The sequence below is a fragment of the Pseudomonas cedrina subsp. cedrina genome (assembly GCF_001983175.1).
Taxonomy (GTDB): domain Bacteria; phylum Pseudomonadota; class Gammaproteobacteria; order Pseudomonadales; family Pseudomonadaceae; genus Aquipseudomonas; species Aquipseudomonas cedrina.
In genome coordinates this window covers 1-22,184 of sequence record NZ_MNPW01000001.1, presented here as the reverse complement: position 1 = coordinate 22,184, position 22,184 = coordinate 1, and the positions used below count along the sequence as shown (strand labels likewise).

Annotated in this window: 24 protein-coding genes; 6 read left to right on the top strand and 18 right to left on the bottom strand. The window is 62.1% G+C overall.

Going from position 1 to position 22,184, the window contains the following annotated elements; translation table 11 throughout:
- Window positions 1–6: 6 nt before the first annotated feature.
- The 4 genes from dnaX (at window position 7) to recR (ending at window position 4,344) form a co-directional block, all read left to right on the top strand.
- Window positions 7–2,067: a DNA polymerase III subunit gamma/tau gene (dnaX, locus tag BLL36_RS00125; RefSeq protein ID WP_076949471.1), complete on the top strand. Its 2,061-nt coding sequence runs from the start codon at window positions 7–9 to the stop codon at window positions 2,065–2,067.
- Between the two features lie 44 nt (window positions 2,068–2,111).
- Complete coding sequence (locus BLL36_RS00120; RefSeq protein ID WP_076949470.1) at window positions 2,112–2,450, top strand: YbaB/EbfC family nucleoid-associated protein; 339 nt, start codon at window positions 2,112–2,114, stop codon at window positions 2,448–2,450.
- A gap of 190 nt (window positions 2,451–2,640) precedes the next feature.
- Window positions 2,641–3,675 carry an NADP-dependent oxidoreductase gene (locus BLL36_RS00115; protein ID WP_076949469.1) on the top strand — a complete coding sequence of 345 codons (1,035 nt, stop codon included), beginning with the start codon at window positions 2,641–2,643 and terminating at the stop codon, window positions 3,673–3,675.
- Between the two features lie 66 nt (window positions 3,676–3,741).
- The gene (gene recR, locus BLL36_RS00110) at window positions 3,742–4,344 is read left to right on the top strand and encodes a recombination mediator RecR (RefSeq protein ID WP_010208540.1); all 603 of its coding nucleotides are present in this window, start codon (window positions 3,742–3,744) and stop codon (window positions 4,342–4,344) included.
- A gap of 80 nt (window positions 4,345–4,424) precedes the next feature.
- Here the strand turns inward: recR and BLL36_RS00105 are convergent, their stop codons facing one another.
- Together BLL36_RS00105 and fnr are read right to left on the bottom strand one after the other, a co-directional pair.
- Window positions 4,425–4,973, bottom strand: coding sequence for an adenine phosphoribosyltransferase (locus BLL36_RS00105; protein ID WP_076949468.1), 549 nt, complete (start codon window positions 4,971–4,973; stop codon window positions 4,425–4,427).
- 79 nt (window positions 4,974–5,052) lie between these two features.
- Window positions 5,053–5,787, bottom strand: a complete 735-nt coding sequence (fnr, locus tag BLL36_RS00100) for a fumarate/nitrate reduction transcriptional regulator Fnr (protein WP_076949467.1) — start codon at window positions 5,785–5,787, stop codon at window positions 5,053–5,055.
- Between the two features lie 151 nt (window positions 5,788–5,938).
- On the opposite strand from fnr, the gene BLL36_RS00095 reads away from it, so the two are divergent.
- The gene (locus BLL36_RS00095) at window positions 5,939–6,406 is read left to right on the top strand and encodes a hypothetical protein (protein ID WP_076949466.1); all 468 of its coding nucleotides are present in this window, start codon (window positions 5,939–5,941) and stop codon (window positions 6,404–6,406) included.
- 2 nt (window positions 6,407–6,408) lie between these two features.
- Here BLL36_RS00095 and hemN read toward each other — a convergent pair whose 3' ends face one another.
- The 16 genes from hemN to ccoN (BLL36_RS00010) all read right to left on the bottom strand — a co-directional run bounded on the left by hemN (window position 6,409) and on the right by ccoN (BLL36_RS00010) (window position 21,241).
- The gene (hemN, locus tag BLL36_RS00090; RefSeq protein WP_076949465.1) at window positions 6,409–7,791 is read right to left on the bottom strand and encodes an oxygen-independent coproporphyrinogen III oxidase; all 1,383 of its coding nucleotides are present in this window, start codon (window positions 7,789–7,791) and stop codon (window positions 6,409–6,411) included.
- Window positions 7,792–7,894: 103 nt separating this feature from the next.
- Complete coding sequence (locus BLL36_RS00085) at window positions 7,895–8,578, bottom strand: sulfite exporter TauE/SafE family protein (RefSeq protein ID WP_076949464.1); 684 nt, start codon at window positions 8,576–8,578, stop codon at window positions 7,895–7,897.
- Window positions 8,571–8,789 carry a cbb3-type cytochrome oxidase assembly protein CcoS gene (ccoS, locus tag BLL36_RS00080; RefSeq protein ID WP_076949463.1) on the bottom strand — a complete coding sequence of 73 codons (219 nt, stop codon included), beginning with the start codon at window positions 8,787–8,789 and terminating at the stop codon, window positions 8,571–8,573. The genes BLL36_RS00085 and ccoS overlap by 8 nt, the downstream gene beginning before the upstream one ends.
- 22 nt (window positions 8,790–8,811) lie before the next feature.
- On the bottom strand, window positions 8,812–11,262 hold the full coding sequence (locus BLL36_RS00075; protein WP_076949462.1) for a heavy metal translocating P-type ATPase: 2,451 nt from the start codon (window positions 11,260–11,262) through the stop codon (window positions 8,812–8,814).
- A gap of 124 nt (window positions 11,263–11,386) precedes the next feature.
- Window positions 11,387–11,926: a FixH family protein gene (locus tag BLL36_RS00065; RefSeq protein ID WP_076949461.1), complete on the bottom strand. Its 540-nt coding sequence runs from the start codon at window positions 11,924–11,926 to the stop codon at window positions 11,387–11,389.
- 14 nt (window positions 11,927–11,940) lie between these two features.
- Window positions 11,941–13,344 carry a cytochrome c oxidase accessory protein CcoG gene (ccoG, locus tag BLL36_RS00060; RefSeq protein ID WP_076949460.1) on the bottom strand — a complete coding sequence of 468 codons (1,404 nt, stop codon included), beginning with the start codon at window positions 13,342–13,344 and terminating at the stop codon, window positions 11,941–11,943.
- Window positions 13,345–13,551: 207 nt separating this feature from the next.
- On the bottom strand, window positions 13,552–13,962 hold the full coding sequence (locus BLL36_RS00055; RefSeq protein ID WP_076949459.1) for a type II toxin-antitoxin system VapC family toxin: 411 nt from the start codon (window positions 13,960–13,962) through the stop codon (window positions 13,552–13,554).
- Window positions 13,962–14,216 carry a type II toxin-antitoxin system Phd/YefM family antitoxin gene (locus BLL36_RS00050; protein WP_076949458.1) on the bottom strand — a complete coding sequence of 85 codons (255 nt, stop codon included), beginning with the start codon at window positions 14,214–14,216 and terminating at the stop codon, window positions 13,962–13,964. The genes BLL36_RS00055 and BLL36_RS00050 overlap by 1 nt, the downstream gene beginning before the upstream one ends.
- Before the next feature lie 160 nt (window positions 14,217–14,376).
- A complete protein-coding gene (gene ccoP / locus BLL36_RS00045) occupies window positions 14,377–15,354 on the bottom strand; it encodes a cytochrome-c oxidase, cbb3-type subunit III (RefSeq protein WP_076949457.1) in 978 nt (325 codons plus the stop codon).
- Window positions 15,351–15,536: a CcoQ/FixQ family Cbb3-type cytochrome c oxidase assembly chaperone gene (locus BLL36_RS00040; protein ID WP_003175465.1), complete on the bottom strand. Its 186-nt coding sequence runs from the start codon at window positions 15,534–15,536 to the stop codon at window positions 15,351–15,353. The genes ccoP (BLL36_RS00045) and BLL36_RS00040 overlap by 4 nt, the downstream gene beginning before the upstream one ends.
- Window positions 15,537–15,539: 3 nt before the next feature.
- Entirely contained in the window at window positions 15,540–16,148 is a 609-nt protein-coding gene (gene ccoO / locus BLL36_RS00035) for a cytochrome-c oxidase, cbb3-type subunit II (RefSeq protein ID WP_065881226.1), read from the bottom strand.
- Window positions 16,148–17,590 (bottom strand): cytochrome-c oxidase, cbb3-type subunit I, encoded by a 1,443-nt coding sequence (gene ccoN / locus BLL36_RS00030; protein ID WP_076949456.1) that lies wholly within the window; start codon window positions 17,588–17,590, stop codon window positions 16,148–16,150. The genes ccoO (BLL36_RS00035) and ccoN (BLL36_RS00030) overlap by 1 nt, the downstream gene beginning before the upstream one ends.
- Before the next feature lie 459 nt (window positions 17,591–18,049).
- Complete coding sequence (ccoP, locus tag BLL36_RS00025) at window positions 18,050–18,997, bottom strand: cytochrome-c oxidase, cbb3-type subunit III (RefSeq protein ID WP_076949455.1); 948 nt, start codon at window positions 18,995–18,997, stop codon at window positions 18,050–18,052.
- A complete protein-coding gene (locus BLL36_RS00020) occupies window positions 18,994–19,194 on the bottom strand; it encodes a cbb3-type cytochrome oxidase subunit 3 (protein WP_076949454.1) in 201 nt (66 codons plus the stop codon). The genes ccoP (BLL36_RS00025) and BLL36_RS00020 overlap by 4 nt, the downstream gene beginning before the upstream one ends.
- 3 nt (window positions 19,195–19,197) lie before the next feature.
- Window positions 19,198–19,806 carry a cytochrome-c oxidase, cbb3-type subunit II gene (gene ccoO / locus BLL36_RS00015; RefSeq protein ID WP_076949453.1) on the bottom strand — a complete coding sequence of 203 codons (609 nt, stop codon included), beginning with the start codon at window positions 19,804–19,806 and terminating at the stop codon, window positions 19,198–19,200.
- Window positions 19,807–19,816: 10 nt separating this feature from the next.
- On the bottom strand, window positions 19,817–21,241 hold the full coding sequence (ccoN, locus tag BLL36_RS00010) for a cytochrome-c oxidase, cbb3-type subunit I (protein ID WP_076949452.1): 1,425 nt from the start codon (window positions 21,239–21,241) through the stop codon (window positions 19,817–19,819).
- A 79-nt stretch (window positions 21,242–21,320) separates the two neighbouring features.
- Here ccoN (BLL36_RS00010) and BLL36_RS00005 point away from each other — a divergent pair, with 79 nt between their 5' ends.
- Window positions 21,321–22,013, top strand: a complete 693-nt coding sequence (locus BLL36_RS00005; protein WP_076949451.1) for an alpha/beta family hydrolase — start codon at window positions 21,321–21,323, stop codon at window positions 22,011–22,013.
- Window positions 22,014–22,184: the final 171 nt, after the last annotated feature.

Genomic DNA, 22,184 nt, shown 5'->3' with positions numbered 1-22,184 from the left:
TTTTCGATGAGTTATCAGGTTCTTGCACGTAAATGGCGCCCGCGCTCGTTCCGCGAAATGGTCGGCCAGACCCATGTGCTCAAGGCTCTGATCAATGCCTTGGACAGCCAACGGCTGCACCACGCCTACCTGTTTACCGGTACGCGGGGGGTGGGCAAGACCACCATTGCACGCATCATCGCCAAATGCCTGAACTGTGAAACCGGCATCACGTCAACGCCGTGCGGTACCTGCTCGGTGTGCAAGGAAATTGACGAAGGGCGTTTCGTCGACCTGATCGAGATCGACGCCGCGAGCCGCACCAAGGTCGAAGACACCCGCGAGCTGCTCGACAACGTGCAATACGCGCCCAGCCGTGGTCGCTTCAAGGTCTACCTGATCGACGAAGTGCACATGCTGTCCAGCCATTCCTTCAACGCGCTGTTGAAAACCCTGGAAGAGCCGCCGCCCTACGTCAAATTCATCCTGGCCACTACCGACCCGCAGAAACTCCCTGCAACGATTCTGTCGCGGTGCCTGCAGTTCTCCTTGAAAAACATGACCCCCGAGCGGGTGGTCGAGCATTTGACCCACGTGTTGGGCGTCGAGAACGTACCGTTCGAAGACGATGCACTCTGGCTGCTCGGCCGCGCCGCCGATGGTTCGATGCGTGACGCCATGAGCCTTACCGACCAGGCCATTGCCTTTGGTGAAGGCAAGGTCATGGCTGCCGACGTGCGCGCCATGCTCGGTACCCTGGACCACGGCCAGGTGTTCGACGTGCTGCATGCGCTGATCGAAGGTGACGCCAGGGCGTTGCTCGAAGCGGTGCGCCACCTGTCGGAGCAGGGCCCGGACTGGAACGGCGTGCTCTCGGAAATCCTCAATGTGCTGCACCGCGTCGCCATCGCCCAGGCCTTGCCCGAGGGTGTCGACAATGGCCATGGCGACCGTGACCGTGTGTTGGCGCTGGCCCAGGCGTTGCCGGCCGAAGATGTGCAGTTCTACTACCAGATGGGCCTGATCGGTCGCCGCGACCTGCCCCTGGCCCCGGACCCGCGCGGCGGTTTTGAAATGGTGCTGCTGCGGATGCTGGCCTTCCGGCCCGCCGATTCGGCCGACGCGCCGAGACAGCCGCTAAAGCCAGTGGGGATCAGCCAGGCCACAGTTGATTCCGCCAAACCAGTGGCTGGCGCGGCGGTGACTGCGCCAGTGGTCGCTGCGCCGTCTCGTGAGCCTGAGCCGCCCGCACCGGTGCCGGAGCCCGTGGTCGCAGCGCCCGTGGTCGAGCCCGAACCGGTCAAGGAACCTGAGCCGGTCGTTGACCTGCCGTGGAATGCTCCGCAAGACACCCAGGCCGACGTCGAGCAGGCGCCTGCCGTGGAGCCGGTGCTGGAAACCAGCGGCGAGCAGCCCGAGCTGACGCCGATGCCTACGCCGACTCCGGACAGCGTGGTGCCCGATGCCCCCGAGTGGACCTCTGCGCCTATCCCGGAGCCCACCGTGGCCCAGGTGGAGGCCGCCACCCCGGGCATCGACCTCGACGACGAACCGCCGCTGGACGAAGACTACATCGAGCCGGACATGGACTCGGCCTACAGTTACCTGGACGAACTGGCCAGCGAACACACCGCCGAGCCGGCCCCCGAGCCCGAGGCGGAACCGGCGGCGGCCCCGGCCACCGGCCTGGCCCTGCAATGGTTGGAATTGTTCCCGAAACTGCCGATTTCCGGCATGACCGGCAGCATCGCCGCCAACTGCACCTTGATCTCCATCGAGGGCGATCACTGGCTGCTGCACCTGGACCCGGCCCACAGTGCGCTGTTCAACGCCACCCAGCAACGCCGCTTGAACGATGCGCTGAACCAGTACCATGGGCGCACGCTGACCATCACCATCGAGCTGATCAAGCCCGAACAGGAAACCCCGGCCCAGGCCGCGACGCGCCGGCGTATCAATCGCCAGCGCGAGGCCGAGGATTCGATCCAGGGTGATCCGCTCATCCAGCAAATGATGCAACAGTTCGGTGCGGTCGTCCGTCACGATACTATTGAACCTGTCGACGTCCCGGTGCCCCAAGCATCATGAAACCGGGCTACTAAACTGATCCACGTACTTTTGAGGTGATTCCCATGATGAAAGGTGGCATGGCCGGCCTGATGAAGCAGGCGCAGCAGATGCAGGAAAAGATGGCCAAGATGCAGGAAGAACTGGCCAACGCCGAAGTCACCGGTAAAGCCGGTGGCGATATGGTCAGTGTAGTGATGACCGGTCGTCACGACATCAAGCGTGTGAGCATCGATCCAAGCCTGCTCGAAGGCGTCAGCGATGACGACCGCGAAGTGCTGGAAGACTTGTTCGCCGCCGCGGTCAACGACGCCGTGCGCAAGATCGAAGCCAGCAGCCAGGAAAAAATGGGCGGCGTGACCGCCGGCATGCAACTGCCGCCAGGCATGAAGCTGCCGTTCTGATCGGCTAGCTGAACTCAAATGCCAGGCTCGATGCCTGGCATTTTTTTTGCGTGGCAGAGCAACTCTGGGAGCTGGCTTGCCTGCGATGCGGACAACTCGGTGTTGATCGTTCCCACGCTATCGATCTGAACCCCAACCGCATGCTGAGGGTCTGCACCCTATACCGCTGCATTCGCTAAAGGAGTTCCTCATGTCTCAAGAACCCACACTGAACCAGCGCATCGTCCTGGTCTCACGCCCCCAAGGCGCACCGACCCCGGAAAACTTCCGCCTGGAGCGTGTGAATCTGCCGGAGTTGGCCGACGGCCAGGTCCTGCTCAAGACGCTCTACCTGTCCCTCGACCCCTATATGCGCGGACGCATGAGCGACGCACCGTCCTACGCAGCTCCGGTGGAAATCGATGAAGTGATGACCGGTGGCGCTGTCAGCCGTATCGAGCAGTCGCGTAATCCGAAATTCGAAGTGGGCGACCTGGTGGTCGGCTCCACAGGGTGGCAGAGCCACAGCATTTCCGACGGGCGCAACTTGATGCCGGTGCCCAAGGGCTTGGCCAGTCCGTCGATGGCCTTGGGCGTGCTGGGCATGCCGGGCATGACCGCCTACATGGGCCTGATGGACATCGGCCAGCCCAAGGCCGGCGAAACCCTGGTGGTGGCGGCTGCGTCGGGTGCAGTGGGCTCGGTGGTGGGGCAAGTGGCCAAGCTCAAGGGCCTGCGGGTGGTCGGTATCGCGGGTGGCGCCGACAAGTGCCGCTACGTGGTGGACGAATTGGGTTTTGATGCCTGTATCGACCACAAGAGCGCCGAGTTTGCCGATGAGTTGGCCCAGGCGTGCTTCAGCGGTATAGACATCTATTTCGAAAACGTCGGCGGCAAGGTGTTCGACGCCGTGGTGCCCTTGCTCAACCCCAAGGCGCGCATCCCGCTGTGCGGACTGATCGCCGGCTACAACGCCCATGAAGCACCCACTGGTCCTGACCGCCTGCCGGCGCTGCAGCGGACCTTGCTGACCAAGCGCGTGCGTATCCAGGGCTTTATCGTGTTCGATGACTACGGTGATCGCCAGCCTGAGTTCCTCAGCGCCATGGCGCCGTGGGTGCGCGACGGCAAGATCAAGTTCCGCGAGGATGTGGTCGACGGCTTGGAACAGGCGCCCGAAGCCTTCATCGGTTTGCTGGAAGGGCGCAACTTCGGCAAGCTGGTGGTGCGGGTCGCTCAGGATTGAGCATTTGACGCTAATCCGAGGCGCGGGTATAAACCGCGTCTCGTTGTTTTGTCGGACCCTTCGCCCATGAGCTTCAGCCCCCTGATTCGCCAACTGATCGACGCCCTGCGCACTTTGCCGGGCGTGGGCCAGAAAACCGCCCAGCGCATGGCGCTGCAACTGCTTGAGCGCGATCGCAGCGGCGGCACCCGGTTGGCCCAGGCCCTGAGCCAGGCCATGACCGGAGTAGGCCACTGCCGCCAGTGCCGCACGCTTACCGAAGAAGAACTCTGCCCGCAATGCGCCGACCCGCGCCGCGACGATACGCTGCTGTGCGTCGTGGAAGGGCCGATGGATGTGTACGCGGTGGAACAGACCGGCTATCGCGGGCGTTACTTCGTGCTCAAGGGCCATCTGTCGCCGTTGGACGGCCTGGGCCCGGAAGCCATCGGTATCCCGCAACTGGTGGCGCGCATCGAAGCGCAGGGCACCTTTACTGAAGTGATCCTGGCCACCAACCCGACGGTGGAAGGCGAGGCGACCGCGCACTACATCGCCCAATTGCTGACCAACAAAGGCCTGATCACCTCGCGTATCGCCCATGGCGTGCCGTTGGGCGGCGAGCTGGAGTTGGTGGATGGCGGGACGTTGGCGCATTCGTTTGCCGGCCGCAAGCCGATCGCGCTCTAAAGAACTGAACAATCCCACAGTGGAATGCATTCCCCTGTGGGAGCCGGGCTTGCCCGCGATGACGTCGGTTCGGTTAGCCGTTAACGCTCGGTCAACGCAAACTGCGTCAGGCAAAAAGTGGGAATCCCCATATCTTCCAAGCGCTGCGACCCACCCAGCTCCGGCAAATCGATAATCGCCGCCGCTTCGAAAATCTTCGCGCCCATGCGCCGTACCAGGTTCGCCGCCGCAATCAATGTACCGCCCGTGGCGATCAAGTCATCGAATATCAACACCGAGTCGCCCTCGCACAGGCTGTCCGCGTGCACCTCCAAAAAGGCCTCGCCGTACTCGGTCTGGTAACCCTCGGCCAGCACGTCCGCTGGCAGCTTGCCTTGCTTGCGGAACAGCACCAGCGGCTTGTTCAGTTGATAGGCAATGATCGAACCGATCAGGAAACCGCGCGCATCCATCGCGCCGATATGGGTGAACTCGGCTTCGACATAACGGTGGGCAAAACTGTCCGCCACCAGGCGCAGGGCGCGGGGCGATTGGAACAGGGGGGTAATGTCACGAAAGATCACCCCAGGCTTGGGGAAGTCGATGACGGGGCGGATCAGGGATTTGATGTCGAACGAATCAAAGGTCATCGTCGAAGAGTCCTGGGCTGGAAACGGACGCCGAGTATACCTGCGGCCTCGCCGATTGGCGCGGCCGCGCGTGTCTGCGTCAGCCCTCCAGCGAGCCACCCGCCAGTGCGCACAGTTGGATCGGGTCGAGGATATGCACTTCCTTGCCCTCGGCGGCAAGCAGTTCGTTCTGCTGGAAACGGGTGAATACACGGGACACGGTCTCCACCGCCAGGCCCAGGTAGTTGCCGATTTCATTGCGCGACATGCTCAGGCGGAACTGGTTGGCCGAGAAGCCACGGGCACGGAAGCGTGCCGACAGGTTGACCAGGAAAGTAGCGATGCGCTCGTCGGCGGTCTTCTTCGACAACAGCAGCATCATTTGCTGGTCGTCACGAATCTCGCGGCTCATCACGCGCATCAATTGACGGCGCAGTTGCGGCAACTGCAGGGCCAGTTCGTCCAGGCGCTCGAAGGGGATTTCGCACACCGACGTCGTCTCCAGCGCCTGGGCCGACACGGGGTGCATCTCGGTGTCCATGCCCGACAACCCCACCAGCTCGCTGGGCAGGTGGAAACCGGTGATCTGCTCTTCGCCGCCGTCGCTCAGGCTGAAGGTCTTCAATGCGCCCGAACGCACTGCATAGACGGAGTCGAACTTGTCGCCCTGGCGAAACAGAAACTCGCCTTTTTTCAGCGGGCGACCGCGTTTAACGATCTCGTCCAACGCATCCATGTCTTCCAAATTCAACGAAAGTGGCAAGCAGAGGGGAGCCAGGCTGCAATCCTTGCAGTGGGCCTGGCCGTGAGCGCGCAGTTTGACTGGCTCGGACATTTCTTAAATCCTTGTGGGAAAACACACATAAGACGTAAGGGTAACTTACTGGGGGGCGCTGAGGCCAGCGTGTACAAAAAAACCACGTCGGTATAAAGATTTTTGTATCGGGGCCGATACAGCAGGCACATCTATTAGTCGGAGCTGGATCATGTCTGTTATCGCGGCCTACAACCCTTCCATCCGTATTCCGACGGTACCGAACGCAAACCCGATTACCGAGCTCAAGGAACAGGCACCCACCGATGAAACCACTGCGGCGCCCAAGGTGGTTGAGGGAGTGAAGGTGACTATTTCCGGCGAAGCCTTCAAGGCCGCGGGTGCGGCCAAGAGTTCCAATGCGGATATTGATGACAGCGGCCTGGATGACAACGTCAAGCAGGTGCTGAAAATGATTCGCCAGTTGAAACAGCAGATCGCCGAAAAGCAGGCCGAACTGGCGGCGGTGGCGGCGGCCAATAACCTGTCACCTGAGGAGGCACGTGCCAGGACCAGCGCCTTGCAGAGCGAGATCAGTTCCCTGCAGGCTGGCCTGATGTCGGCCCAGACTTCACTGGCCAAGTCGATGAAAGGCATGAGTGCCGAGGACTCGATGAAGGCCGCCTCACTGTCGATGTAAGCTCAGATCACCCGTGAAAATCGTTGCCTGTTCTGGTGTTCCAGATAGGCATCGAACACCATGCACACCGAGCGCACCAGCAGGCGCCCGGCAGGCAATACACGAATGCCCTGGGCGTCGAGTTCGATCAGGCCATCTGCGGCCATGGCCTCAAGTTGCGGCCAGATGTCGTCGAAGTACCCGCGAAAATCCAGATTGAAGGCCTGTTCGATCCCCTCGAACGCCAGGCTGAAATTACAGATCAACTGCTGGATCACCTCCCGCCGCAACCGATCATCCGTGGTGCACACCAGCCCACGGCTGGTGGCCAGTTGCGCGCCGGCCAAGGTGTTCTGGTAACCGTTGAGGTCACTGCTGTTCTGGCAGTACAGGTCGCCGATCTGGCTGATCGCCGACACCCCGAGCCCGATCAAGTCGCAATGGCCGTGGGTGGTGTAGCCTTGGAAGTTGCGTTGCAAGGTGCCTTCTTCCTGGGCGATGGCCAGCTCATCGTCGGGCAGGGCGAAGTGGTCCATGCCGATGTAGCGGTAGCCGGCCTGGGTCAGTTGCTCGATGGTGGTTTGCAGCATCAGCAGTTTTTCCGCCGGGGAGGGCAGGTCGTCGGTATTGATGCGCCGCTGCGGCATGAAACGTTCCGGCAGGTGGGCGTAGTTGAACACCGACAGACGATCGGGTTGCAGCTTGATCACTTCTTCCACGGTGCGCGCGAAGTTGATCGGCGTTTGCTTGGGCAAGCCGTAGATCAGGTCGATATTGATCGAGCGAAATTGCAGGGTGCGCGCTGCCTCGATCACCGCACGGGTTTCTTCCAGGCTTTGCAGGCGATTGACCGCGCGTTGCACCTCGGGGTCGAGGTCCTGCAGGCCGATGCTGACGCGGTTGAAGCCCAGTTCACGCAGCAGGCCCATGGTGGCCCAGTCGGCTTCGCGAGGGTCGATCTCGATGCCGTAGTCGCCGGAATCATCGTCCAGCAGGTTGAAGTGCCGGCGCAGGCACGTCATGACCTGGCGCAGTTCATCGTGACTGAGAAACGTCGGGGTGCCGCCGCCGAAATGCAGTTGCTCCACCGGTTGTTTGGGATCGAGGTGGCAGGCCACCAGCTGGATTTCCTGCTCCAGGCGTTGCAGGTAGGCCTGGGCGCGACCACGGTCCTTAGTGATGACCTTGTTGCAGGCGCAGTAGTAGCAGATGTTCGCGCAGAACGGCACATGCAGGTACAGCGACAAGGGGCGCGCGGCCTTGCGGCTGTCGCGCAGGGCGTGGAGCAGGTCGAATGTACCGACCTGGCTGTCGAATTGTACGGCGGTGGGGTAGGACGTGTAGCGCGGTCCCGCCAGGTCGTAGCGGTGAATCAGATTGACGTCCCAACGAATGGCGTCGAGCATGCGGGCGGTCCCCCGGATTGGCTGGTGGGCCGAGTCTAGGGGCTGGCTGGCGCGGCCACCTTGATTTGCATCAACAGGGAGCGGCGCTATGCCACATCGTCAATCAGTGTCCCATCAGCCAGTGCTGGTGGGGCCCAGGCAATGTCCATAGGCCAAACAGGATCACCAGCACGCCACCCGCCCTGCGCACGCTGCGTTTGCGCAGCAGCGCGGTGACACGCTCGGCCGCAAGCCCGGTGGCCAACAGCACCGGCCAGGTACCCAGGCCGAACGCCAGCATCAGCAACCCGCTGTCCAGCGCATTCCCCTGGCTCGCGGCCCATAGCAGGGTGCTATAGACCAACCCGCACGGCAACCAGCCCCACAGCGCGCCCAGCAGCAACGCGCGCGGCAGGCTCGACACCGGCAGCAGGCGGTTGGCGACGGGCTGGATAAAGCGCCACAGGCCGCGACCGAGGCTTTCGATGCGGGTGAGGCCGCTCCACCAGCCAGCCAGGTACAGGCCCATGCTGATCAACAACAGCCCGGCAAGCACACGCATGAACATCGCCGCCGGGCTGTTCGCCACTGCCCAACCGGCCAGGCCAATCAATACGCCGGCGACGGCATAGCTGAGCACCCTGCCCAAATTGTATGCCAGCAACAGTCGAAACCTGCGGCCGCGCTGCTCCCTGGGGATCGCCAGGGTCAGCGCGCCCATCAACCCGCCGCACATGCCCAGGCAATGGCCGCCGCCCAGCAGGCCGAGGATCAGCGCGGAAACCAGCAGCGGCGCCAATTCAAGCATGGGGCGGGTCTTTGGGCGCGGACGGTTGCTCGGGGCCGTTGGCTTCGTCGACGGCGGCGAGGTGGTTCGGGTCCTGGTCGTCGAACAAGACGCTGTGGGCCGGGCCGTCGAGGTCGTCGTACTGGCCGCTGTCCACCGCCCAGAAGAAGATGTAGATGGCCACGCCCACTAACAGCAGCGCCGCCGGAATCATGACGTATAAAGCTGGCATCTGCACTCCATGCCCGCGCGGCTCAAGCCGGCAGCGGACGGGTTACTGAGGGGGCTCGTGCCACCGGCGCGCTCGGCAGGCGAGTCAGGCGCAGGGCATTGAGCACCACGGTCAACGAACTGAGGGACATGCCGACCGCGGCCCAGATGGGTGTGATCCAACCCAGGGCGGCAAACGGCAGCATGAGGCCATTGTATAGGCCTGCCCACAGCAGGTTTTCAACAATCACCCGACGGGTGCGCCGTGCCAGGGTAAAGGCGTGTACCAGAGCGTCCAGGCGGTTGGAGAGCAACACGGCGTCGGCGCTGGTCTTGGCCAGGTCGGTGGCAGTGCCCATGGCCACGCTGATATCCGCAGCGGCGAGCACCGGCACATCGTTGACGCCGTCGCCGAGCATCAGCACCTTGCGGCCTTCCTGGTGCAGCCGTTGCAGCACGTGCAGCTTGTCATCGGGGCGCAGGCCGCCATGGGCTTCGTCGATACCCAGCTCCAACGCGACGCTTGCGACCATTGGTGAGCTGTCTCCGGACAGCAGCAACGTGCGCCAGCCGCGCGCCTTGCAGGCCGCCAGCAGCGCAGGCGCGTCACTGCGCAGGCGATCGTCGAGCACGAACCAGGCCAGTGCGCCTTCGCGGTCGCCCAGCAGCAGCCATTGGCCGCCATCCTGCGGCGCGGCCGGGATCGGGCAACCACTGAGTTCACAGACAAAGCCCGGTTGGCCGATGCGCAGTTGGCGCGCGCCCACGCGGCCTTCAAGGCCAAGCCCGGGCGAACTGACGACTTCGTCGGCGGCCAGCGTCGCGCGTCCGAAGGCGCGGGCAATCGGGTGTTCGGAACGGTCTTCCAGGGCGGCGGCGAGGCTCAGGCACAGGTCCGTGCTCAAGTTGCCCAGTGGCCGGATGGCACTCAATACCAGGCGTCCTTCGGTCAGGGTGCCGGTCTTGTCGAAAATCACCGTATCGATCTGGTTCAGTCCTTCCAGCACATGGCCGCGGGTCAGCAGCAGGCCGAGTGTGTGCAAGGTGCCGGTGGCGGCGGTGAGGGCGGTGGGCGTGGCCAGGGACAACGCGCAGGGGCAGGTTGCCACCAGCATCGCCAGCACAATCCAGAATGCTCGCGACGAATCCAGCTGCCACCATAACAACCCGATCAGGACGGCTGCGATCAGCGAGCACAGCAGGAACCACTGTGCGGCGTGATCGGCGATCCGGGCCAGGCGCGGTTTCTCGGCCTGGGCCCTTTCCAGCAGGCGCACGATGGCGGACAGGCGGGTGTCATGGCCCAAGGCGCGTACTTCCACAATCAATGCTCCCTCGACATTGAGCGTGCCCGCCGTGACCGCATCCCCGACTTGCCGGGGTTGCGGCAGGTACTCACCGGTAAGCAGCGACTCATCGATACTGGACTGGCCGTCGAGGATCAGGCCATCCGCCGGCAGCACGGCGCCAGGGTGCACCAGCACGCGATCGCCCAAGGCCAGCTCCGGGAGCAGGATGCGTTCGCTCTGGCCATCGGCCTTGAGCCGCAGGCACGAGGCGGGCAGCAGGTTGACCAGTTGCGCGGTCGCCGCAGCCGTACGCTCGCGGGCACGGCGCTCGAGGTAACGCCCGGCCAGCAGGAACAGCGCAAACATGCCCACCGCGTCGAAGTACAACTCACCGGTGCCGGTGATCGCGGTCCAGATCCCCGCCAGATACGCGCCGCCGATGGCCAGTGAAACCGATACATCCATGGTCAGGTGGCGTGTGCGCAGGTCGCGCAGGGCACCCTTGAAAAACGGTGCGCAGCTGTAGAACACGATGGGTGTTGTCAGAAACATCGCCACCCAGCGCAGGATCACATGCAGTTCCGGGCTCAGGTCGACATTGAATTCCGGCCAGGTCGCCATGGTTGCCATCATGGCCTGGAACCACAGCAGCCCGGCCACGCCCAATTGACGCAGGGCCAGGCGATTTTCGCTGGCCAGTTGCTCGGCGGCGCGGTCAGCCTGGTAAGGGTGGGCGGAGTAACCGATATGCCGCAGTTCGCTCAACACTTGGCTCAACGGCAGTTGCCCGTCAGCCCAGCGCACATGCAAACGATGGTTGGACAGGTTGAGCCGCGCCTCGGCCACGGCGGGCAGGCTGCGCAGGTGCTTCTCGATCAGCCAGCCACAGGCGGCGCAACTGATGCCTTCCATCAGCAAGGTGGCTTCGGCGAGTTCGCCGTCGTGGCGCACAAAGGGTTTTTGCACATCGGCGCGGTCGTACAGCGCCAGCTCATCCACCAGTTGCACCGGCAGCGCTTCAGGGTTGGCCGAGGCTTCGCTGCGGTGCTGGTAGTAGCTCTCCAGGCCGCCGGCCACAATTGCTTCGGCCACCGCCTGGCAACCTGGGCAGCAGAGTTCCCGGCGTTCGCCGAGGATCACCGCGGTGAAGCGGCTGCCCGGCGGGACGGGCAGGGCGCAGTGGTAGCAGGGGGTTGGGCTGGTCATGGCTTAGTTCCGCAGATCGTTCCCACGCTCTGCGTGGGAACGCCTCGCTGGACGCTCCGCGTCCGCTTTTGTGACGCGCAGCGTCACGGGCTGCATTCCCACGCGGAGCGTGGGAACGATCAAATTACTTCTTCAGATCTTCGGCGCCCTGCAACGGCTCATCGCCCAGCAGCAGGTCCTTGTCGTGGCTGACCTCTTCCTCCTCGAACAGGCGCCAGGTCTTGTCGCCTTCCACGCCCAATAGCTCCACGAAGCGGCGGCCCTCGACCTTGTCGGTGACCTGGCCGATGTAGCGGCCCGGTTCACTGTCGCTGCGCGCCAGGTTGATCTTGCGGTCCTTCTCCGGCTGGGTCGGGGAGATCAGATTCAATTCCAGGGTGTTCGGGTTGCTGTAGCCGGTGAGGTTCAGCTCGACTTCGCCGGTCAGCTCATCCAGGTGCAGCCTGGCGCGCAGTTGCAGGGTCTGGGCCAGGCGCTCGCGGTCCAGGGCGCGGTTGATGCCTTTGCCGGCCTCGTAGTAGTTGTCGTTGACCAGGTTGTCCGGGTTATTCACCGCGATGGTCACCATGGACAAGGTCAAGGTCACCGAGCAGGCCAGGATGCCGATGATGATCCAGGGCCAGAGGTGCTTGTACCAAGGGCTTGCGGCGGTGGGTGCGGACATGCTCGGGTTCCTGTTCAACGAACGTGTGGGCCGATGAATCGGCTCTTGGCTTCAATCTGGACGCTGGTGTCATCGGCATCCTTGAGGATGAATGTCACCTCGTTGGTGCTCGACGGCAATTGCTCCGGCGCACTCGAGAGTTCCACCGGCAGGCTGACGATGTCGCCGGCGGCCACTTTGATTTCGCGCCGGCCCTGCAGCTTGAGGTCCGGCAGGCCAGCGGCATCGAGCACATAGGTGTGGTCGCGCTGGTCCTTGTTCATGATCTTCAGGCTGTAGACGTTTTCGATACGGCCTTCGGCGTTTTCGCGGTACAGCACACGGTCCTTGCTCACGTCGAAACCCACCAGCGAGCGCATGAAAAATGCCGCCACCAACAGGCCGATCATTGCCAGCAACACCAAGGCATAGCCGATCAGGCGCGGGCGCAGCTTATGGGTTTTCTGCCCGGAGAGGTTGTGTTCGGTGGTGTAGCTGATCAGGCCGCGCGGGTAGTCCATCTTGTCCATGATGGTGTCGCAGGCATCGATACAGGCGGCGCAGCCGATGCACTCGATTTGCAGGCCGTCGCGGATGTCGATACCGGTCGGGCACACCTGCACGCACATCGTGCAATCGATGCAATCGCCCAGGCCCTGGGCCTGGTAGTCGACGCCTTTTTTACGTGGGCCACGCACTTCGCCACGGCGAGGGTCGTAGGAGACGATCAGGGTGTCTTTGTCGAACATCACGCTCTGGAACCGCGCGTACGGGCACATGTAGATGCACACTTGCTCGCGCAGCCAGCCGGCGTTGCCATAGGTGGCGAGGGTAAAGAACCCGACCCAGAAATACGACCAGCCATCGGCCTGGCCGGTGAAGAAGTCGAACACCAGTTCACGGATCGGCGAGAAGTAGCCGACAAAGGTCAGCCCGGTGACAAACCCGATCAACAGCCACAGCGTGTGCTTGCTGGATTTGCGCAGGAATTTGTTGGCGCTCATCGGCGCCTTGTCGAGTTTGATACGCTGGTTGCGGTCACCCTCGGTGACTTTTTCGCACCACATGAAGATCCACGTCCACACGCTTTGCGGGCAGGTATAGCCGCACCACACGCGCCCGGCGTATACGGTGATAAAGAACAGGCCAAAGGCCGCGACGATAAGAATGCCGGAGAGCAGGATGAAGTCCTGGGGCCAGAAGGTCGCGCCGAAAATGAAGAACTTACGCTCCGGCAGGTTCCACCACACGGCCTGGTGGCCACCCCAGTTCAGCCACACGGTGCCGAAGTAGAGCAGGAACAGTGCGGCGCCACCGAGCATGCGCAAATTGCGGAACAGGCCGGTAAAGGCGCGGGTGTAGATCTTCTCTCGCGAAGCGTAGAGGTCGACGGTTTTGGCAGGCGGGGTAACGTTATGTACCGGTATCTGGTCGCTCATCATTGCATCCCACGGCGGTGGAGATTTGCCTCGGCCAGTACGTGCCAACCGGGGTCAAATTAAGGGTGTTGCAGTGGCCCAATGATACGCCCCCGAAGGTACGCAAGGGGTGCGACCTTTAGTCGCGTTGGGTGAAATCAATTGATGGTGTAAGTGATCTGGATCAATTGACTTTGCAAGTATGGACGGTTTTTGCTGGCAGGCCGGTCATTCGTCCCATGGATTAATCAATGGAACGCCGCTGGATCTGAAATCGCTGACGTTGCGCGTAACAACGGTGAGCCCATGAACCAGAGCAGTCGCAGCGATCAGCGAATCACTTTCATTGACTCGATCCGGTACATGCAGGTGTGCGCATCGCAATGCGACCGCAGCATCCACGGGCAGGATTCTGGCATCAAAGGCAGGCATCACATGGCGCTTGAGCCAGGTTCGCAACACTTTCCCCTGGGCCGGGTCACGGCGTTCAATGCGCAACACTCCGGTCTCCAATTCCTTGAGCGTAATCGCTGATATGAACATGCGCGGCGCCATGACACTTTTGGCCCAAGCGACCACATTTGCATCAGCCTGGGGTTTACGAAGTTCGGAAATAACGTTGGTGTCGAGTAGATACATCAAGAGAAGTCCACGGGTCGATGAGTGATCACGGCGCGTTCGGTTTCGAAGTCGATTTCGGCCGCTTCTGGCATCACCAGCAGGTCAACGATGTCAGCATTAAGACCTGTCAATTTCTGGTAGTCCTCAATGCTTAGCAGTACATGGGCAGGCTTGCCGCGATCGGTGATGAAAACCGGGCCCTGGCGCGCGGCTTTTTTGGCACCACTTGTGTCTTGGTTGAATTCGCGGCTGGAAATGGTAGTGATGGTCATGGGGCGATCCCCTTCGTGGAATGCATGTAGTTACGTTACTACTTGATGGTTGCGCACGGCAAGTCCGAGGCTACAAGTGGTAGCGCATTACGACGTCCGACGCCAGAAACAACAAAGCCCCGCCAGTTATGCTGCGCGGGGCTTTGGTGTTCTCAAGGCCTTATTTTTCCTCAGCCTTCTTCTCCCCATGGGACAAGCTGTACACATACGCCGCGAGCAAGTGCACCTTGTCATTGCCCTGCAGCTGTTCCTGGGCCGGCATCTGGCCCTGGCGGCCCCAGCGGATGGTCTGTTGCAGTTGGGCGAAACTCGAGCCGTAGATGAAGGCCGCCGGGTGAGTCAGATCGGGCGCGCCCATGGCCGGGGTGCCTTTGCCTTGCGGGCCGTGGCAGGCCACGCAGTTGGCGGCGAAGAGTTTTTCGCCATTGGCGACGTCAGCCTTTGCGCCTTCCGGCAGTTTGCGGCCGTCGAGGTTGGTCAACACGAAGGCGGCGACGTCGCTGACGCCCTGTTCCTTCAGGATATCCAGCCAGCCCGGCATCACCGCATGGCGGCCCTTCATGATGGTTTCCTTGATAGTGGCCGGCTCGCCACCCCAGCGCCAGTCGGCGTCGGTCAGGTTGGGGAAGCCATAGGCGCCCTTGGCGTCGGAACCATGGCACACCGAGCAGTTGGAGGCGAACAGGCGGCCCCCCATCTTCAGGGCTTGCGGGTCCTTGGCGACTTCTTCAATCGGCATCGAGGCGAACTTGGCGAAGATCGGCCCGAACTTGGCCTCCGACCTGGCCATTTCCTTCTCCCATTCGTGCACGCCGGTCCAGCCGGTCTGGCCGTTGGCGAAAGGGGTTTGCTTATCGTTGTCGAGGTAGTTGTAGCCTGGCAGCAGGCCCTTCCAGTTGCCCAGGCCCGGGTACAGCACCAGGTAACCGAGGGCGAAAATGATGGTGCCGACAAACAGCATGAACCACCACTTGGGCAGTGGGTTGTCGTACTCCTCGATGCCGTCGAACGAGTGGCCGACAGTCTCGTCGGTTTGCTCGGCGCGCTGGCCCTTGCGGGTCGACAGCAGCAGCCAGGTCAGGGCGAAGATGGTGCCCAGGCTGAGGACTGTGACGTACAGACTCCAGAACGTAGTCATTCTTTGTTACTCCTAGACGCTTGCTCGACGTGCTTGATGGCTTCGGGGTCATCCGCAAAGGGCAGCAAGGTCGCGTCTTCAAACTCCGACTTGCGCTTGGGGCTGAACACCCACAGCGCCAGGCCGATAAAGGCCACCATCACCACAACGGTGCCCAGCCCACGAATCATTCCGATATCCATGAATCACCGTTTGCTTTTGATGATGGTGCCCAGGCCTTGCAGGTAGGCCACCAATGCGTCCATTTCGGTCTTGCCCTTCACGGCGGCAGCCGCGCCGGCGATGTCTTCGTCGGTATAGGGCACGCCCAGGGTGCGCAGCACTTCCATCTTCTTGGCGGTGTCCTTGCCGTCGAGCTTGTTTTCCACGAGGAACGGGTACGCCGGCATTTTCGATTCAGGCACCACGTTGCGCGGGTTATACAAATGCGCGCGCTGCCAGTCATCGGAGTAACGACCGCCGACACGGGCCAGGTCCGGGCCGGTGCGTTTGGAGCCCCACAGGAACGGATGGTCCCAGACGCTTTCACCGGCGACCGAATAGTGGCCGTAGCGTTCGGTTTCGGCACGGAACGGGCGGATCATCTGCGAGTGGCAGCCGACGCAACCGTTGGCGATGTAAACGTCGCGCCCTTCCAATTCCAGGGCGCTGCGCGGCTTCATGCCTTCGACCGGCTTGTTGGTCACGTCCTGGAAAAACAGCGGCACGATCTGGGTCAAGCCACCGATACTCACGGCAATGACCATGAAGAAGGCCAGCAGGCCGATATTCTTCTCGACGACTTCATGCTTCATCAGTGGGCTCCCACAACGGCGATCTTGGCGGCGGCTTCAGCTTGCGCAGGGTCGGACGCACGCACGGTGCGCCAGACGTTGTAGGCCATGAACAGCATGCCGGTGGCAAAGAACGCACCGCCCAGGGCGCGGACGATAAAGCCCGGGTGGCTGGCTTGCAGTGCTTCTACGAAGGAGTAGGTGAGGGTGCCGTCATCGTTGATCGCACGCCACATCAGGCCTTGGGTGATGCCGTTGACCCACATCGAAGCGATGTAGAGCACGGTGCCGATGGTGGCCAGCCAGAAGTGCGTGTTGATCAGCCCGACGCTGTGCATCTGCGCGCGGCCGAACAGCTTGGGGATCATGTGGTACAGCGCGCCGATGGAGATCATGGCGACCCAGCCGAGCGCGCCGGCGTGTACGTGGCCGATGGTCCAGTCGGTGTAGTGGGACAGCGAGTTGACGGTCTTGATCGCCATCATCGGGCCTTCGAAGGTCGACATCCCGTAGAACGCCAGCGAGACCACGAGGAAGCGCAGGATCGGGTCGGTGCGCAGCTTATGCCAGGCGCCCGACAGCGTCATCATGCCGTTGATCATGCCGCCCCAGCTTGGCGCCAGCAGGATGATCGACATCGCCATGCCCAGGGACTGTGCCCAATCCGGCAGCGCGGTGTAGTGCAAGTGGTGCGGGCCTGCCCAGATGTACAGGGTGATCAGCGCCCAGAAGTGCACGATGGACAGGCGATACGAGTAAATAGGACGTTCGGCCTGTTTGGGCACGAAGTAGTACATCATCCCCAGGAAACCGGTGGTCAGGAAAAACCCTACAGCGTTATGCCCGTACCACCACTGGATCATCGCGTCCGTCGCCCCGGCGTAGGCCGAGTAGGACTTGAACAGGCTGACCGGCAACGAGGCGTGGTTGACGATGTGCAGCATCGCCGTGACCAGGATAAACGCGCCGTAGAACCAGTTGCCCACATAGATGTGCTTGGTCTTGCGCTTGACGATGGTGCCGAAGAACACCACGGCGTAGGTCACCCAGACAATGGCGAGCAAAATGGCGATGGGCCATTCGAGCTCGGCGTATTCCTTGGTGGTGGTGTAACCCAGCGGCAGGGTGACGATGGCGCCGAGGATGACGGCTTGCCAGCCCCAGAAGGTGAAGGCCGCAAGGCCGTCGGAGATCAGTCGCGTCTGGCAGGTTCGCTGCACGACATAGTAGGAGGTGGCAAACAATGCACATCCGCCGAAGGCGAAGATCACCAGGTTGGTGTGCAGCGGGCGCAGGCGGCCAAAGGTCGTCCATGGCAAGCCGAAATTCAATTCCGGCCAAACCAGCTGCGAGGCGATGAACACCCCGAGCCCCATGCCAAGGATCCCCCAGACCACCGTCATGATGGCGAACTGGCGGACTACCTTATAGTTATAAGCAGTCGGACTGATTGCTGTGCTCATTCTAAGGTTCCACGGTTTAGTTTTTTTATAGGTAAAAATCGGCCGCAAGTATGTAGAAAGCGAGAGGCCAATGCAACGCAACGCTGACCTGCGTCAAGGCGTTCCACGCCAGATTCTGCGCCCTTTCCATGTTTGATGTAAGGACAAATTTCCAAATCGAAAGCTGATCGAGTGGACAGGAATTTTTTCGGGTCGCAACGGCGCTCGTTGCGCACGCCGCAACCGCTGCGCTTGCACGAAAGCGTAGACCCGAATAGCGCGGGGGGAAAGGTGTGCTTTGGAAGGGTGCGACACTTGGTCGCGCAGTATCAACCCACTGTAGGAGCGAGCTTGCTCGCGAAGAACTCAAGAGCGCCGCGTTCATTCTGGATGAGCGCGGCATCCTCAGGTTCTTCGCGAGCAAGCTCGCTCCTACGCAAAGGCCGGTTGCCGCGCCTGATCAGGCGAGGCAGTCGGAGGTTATTGGGCTTGGCTTTCCGGCGTTGCGCCATCAGCGTTGTGGGAGAGGCTGTAAACGTAGGCCGCCAGCAGGTGCACCTTGTCATTGCCTTGCAACACTTCCTGCGCGGGCATCTGGCCTTGGCGGCCGTGCCGGATGGTCTGCTGCAACTGCGCCAGGCTGGTGCCGTAGATGTAACCGCCCGGTTTGGTCAAGTCGGGCGCACCCATGGCTTGCATGCCGTGGCCTTCAGGGCCGTGGCACGCGACGCAGGTGGTGTTGAATGCCGCTTGGCCTGCCGCGAGGTCGGCGCTGCTGTCGGCCGGCAATGGCAGCTTGGCCAGGTCGTGACGCACATAGGCGGCAACGTTTTTCACACCCTCGTCGCCGAGCATGTCACCCCAGGCCGGCATTGCCGCGTGACGGCCGTTGAGGATGGTGGTCTTGATCGCTTCGGCCGAACCGCCCCAGCGCCAGATGTTGTCCGCCAGGTTCGGGAAGCCAAACGCGCCCTTGGCGTCCGAGCCGTGGCACACCGAGCAGTTGGAGGCAAACAGGCGGCCGCCCATCTTCAAGGCTTGTGGGTCCTTGGCGACTTCTTCCACGGGCATGGCCGAGAACTTGGCGAAGATCGGCCCGAACCTGGTGTCGGCCTTGGCCATCTCCTTGTCCCACTCCTTGGCCGAGGTCCAGCCGTCTTCATAGCCCGGCAACACGCCCTTCCAGTTGCCTAGGCCCGGGTAGAGGATCAGGTAGCCGACCGCAAACACCAGGGTGCCGGCGAACAGCATGAACCACCACTGTGGCAGCGGGTTGTCGTATTCCTCGATCCCGTCGAAGGCGTGGCCCATGGTCTGGTCGACGCTGCCCTTGGTCTCGCCCTTGCGGGTGCCGATCAAAAGCCAGGTCAGGCCGATCAGGCTGCCGAGGGTCAGTACGCAGATCCATGTACTCCAGAAAGTGGTCATGGCCGATTGCTCCTTGTTGCAGGCTCTTGGTGAGCGTCGGATGGCGCAGGTTCGTCGGCGAAGGGCAGCAGGCGCGCTTCCTCGAATTCCGCATTGCGCCGGTTGTTGAATACCCACAGCGACAGGCCGATAAAGGCGATGGCGACCACCAGCGTGCCGAGGCCGCGGATGGTGCCCGCATCGAATTCAAATCCCATGGCTCACCTCTTGCTCTTGATGGCAGTGCCGAGTACTTGCAGGTACGCAACCAGCGCGTCCATCTCGGTCTTGCCCTTGAGGCTGGCGACGGCGGCCGTGATGTCGTTGTCGGTGTAGGGCACGCCGAGGGTGCGCATCACTTTCAACTTGGTCTCGGTGTGGCTGCTGTCGACGGCGGCGGTGACCAGCCAGGGGTAGGCCGGCATCTTCGACTCGGGCACCACGTTGCGCGGGTTGTACAAGTGCGCGCGGTGCCAGTCGTCCGAATAACGCGCGCCGACGCGCGCCAGGTCCGGCCCGGTACGCTTGGAGCCCCACAGGAAGGGATGGTCCCACACGCTTTCACCGGCCACCGAGTAATGGCCATAGCGCTCGGTTTCGGCGCGGAACGGACGGATCATCTGCGAGTGGCACTGCACGCAGCCTTCGCGGATGTAGATATCACGGCCTTCCAGTTGCAGCGCGGTGTAGGGCTTCATGCCTTCCACCGGCTTGTTGGTCACGTCCTGGAAGAACAGCGGGACGATCTGGGTCAGGCCGCCGATGCTCACGGCGAGCACCATCAGCAGCATCAGCAGGCCGACGTTTTTTTCAATCGTTTCGTGTTTCATCACAGACTCCTCAGGCCAGCTGCGCGACAGGGACGGCTTCGACAGGCTGCGCCGAACGCACGGTACGCCAGGTGTTGTAAGCCATCAGGAACATGCCGCTGAGGAAGATCGCACCGCCCACCAGCCGCACGATGAAGCCTGGGTGGCTGGCCACCAGGGTTTCGACGAACGAGTAGGTGAGGGTGCCGTCTTCGTTGATTGCACGCCACATGAGGCCCTGGGCGATGCCGTTGACCCACATCGAGGCGATGTAGAGCACGGTGCCGATAGTGGCCAGCCAGAAGTGCGCGTTGATCAGGCCGATGCTGTGCATCTGCTCGCGGCCGAAGACTTTGGGGATCATGTGGTACAGGGCGCCGATGGAGATCATCGCCACCCAACCGAGGGCGCCGGCGTGTACGTGGCCGATGGTCCAGTCGGTGTAGTGGGACAGCGAGTTGACGGTCTTGATCGCCATCATCGGGCCTTCGAAGGTCGACATGCCGTAGAACGCCAGCGATACCACCAGAAAGCGCAGGATCGGGTCGCTGCGCAATTTATGCCAGGCGCCCGACAGCGTCATCATGCCGTTGATCATGCCGCCCCAGCTCGGTGCCAGCAGCACCAGCGACATCACCATGCCCAGGGACTGCGCCCAGTCCGGCAGCGCGGTGTAATGCAGGTGGTGCGGGCCCGCCCAGATGTACAGGGTGATCAGCGCCCAGAAATGCACGATGGACAAGCGATAGGAATACACCGGACGCTCGGCCTGTTTCGGTACGAAGTAATACATCATGCCGAGGAAACCGGCGGTGAGGAAAAAGCCCACTGCGTTGTGCCCATACCACCACTGCACCATGGCATCCGTCGCACCGCCGTAGAGGGAGTAGGACTTGGTCAGGCTGACCGGGATTTCCAGGTTGTTGACGATATGCAGGATGGCCACGGTAAGGATGAACCCGCCGAAGAACCAGTTGCCGACATAGATGTGCTTGGTGTTGCGCTTGGCCACGGTGCCGAAGAACACGATGGCATAGGCCACCCAGACGATGGTGATCAGGATGTCGATCGGCCATTCCAGTTCCGCGTATTCCTTGGAACTGGTGTAGCCCAGCGGCAGGCTGATCGCCGCCAGCAGGATCACCAGCTGCCAGCCCCAGAAGCAGAACGCCGCCAGTTTGGGCGCGAACAGCTGGGTCTGGCAGGTGCGTTGCACCGAGTAGAATGAGCTGGCGAACAGCGCGCAGCCACCGAAGGCGAAGATCACCGCGTTGGTGTGCAGCGGGCGCAGGCGCCCGAAGCTGGTCCAGGGCAAATCGAAATTGAGTGCAGGCCAGACCAATTGGGCTGCGAGAAAAACCCCGAGCCCCATGCCGACGATGCCCCACACCACCGTCATAATGGCGAATTGGCGGACCACCTTGTAGTTATAGGCGGTACTTAAAGTAGTGTTCATGGTTCCCCATCCACGGTTCAACCCAAGCAGATGCGGCACTTGGGCTGGAGTTATAGGCAGACTAAAAAGCGAGGCAAGCATGGGCAAAGAGCACAAGGCCAGTATTGACGGGGATCAATGGGCGCAACGTGCGCGGGAACACGGCTGGCTGTGGGATGTCGCGTCGGGCACGGGCGCGGGCGAAGCGGTCACGCTGATCCTGGCCCACGGCGCCGGCGCACCGATGGACTCCGGGTTCATGAATGACATGGCTGCACGCCTTGCCGGGCATGGCGTGAACGTGTTGCGCTTCGAGTTTCCCTACATGGCCCAACGCCGTACGGACGGGGGTAAACGCCCGCCCAACCCGGCGCCAAAACTGTTGGAGGCGTGGCGCGAGGTGTATGCCGAGGTGCGACCTCATGTCGCGGGAAAATTGGCCGTTGGCGGCAAGTCCATGGGCGGGCGCATGGCCAGTTTGCTGGCCGATGAATTACACGCCGATGGGCTGGTGTGCCTGGGGTATCCGTTCTATGCCGTGGGCAAGCCGGAAAAACCACGGGTCGAGCACCTGGCCGGGCTGAAGACGCCGACGTTGATTGTGCAAGGCGAGCGTGATGCGCTGGGCAACCGCGCGACGGTGCAGGCGTATGCGTTGTCGCCGAGCATCGAGGTGATGTGGCTGGTGGCGGGGGATCATGACTTGAAGCCGTTGAAGGCTTCGGGGTTCAGTCATGAGCAGCATCTTGAGGCGGCGGCGGTGAAAGTGGCTGGGTTTATTGAAAGCCTTTAGGGCCCCATCGCAGCATAGGTATCTACACAACTTTCGACGGTGTGTGGGTTTGACCGAGTACATATCCGTTGCTGCGGTAACGGCGGCTTAGGGTTCCGCCCTTACGGCGGGTCACTTTCGAAAAGCGCGAAAGTAACCAAATGTATGGTCAGCCCACCTTTTGCTATCCAG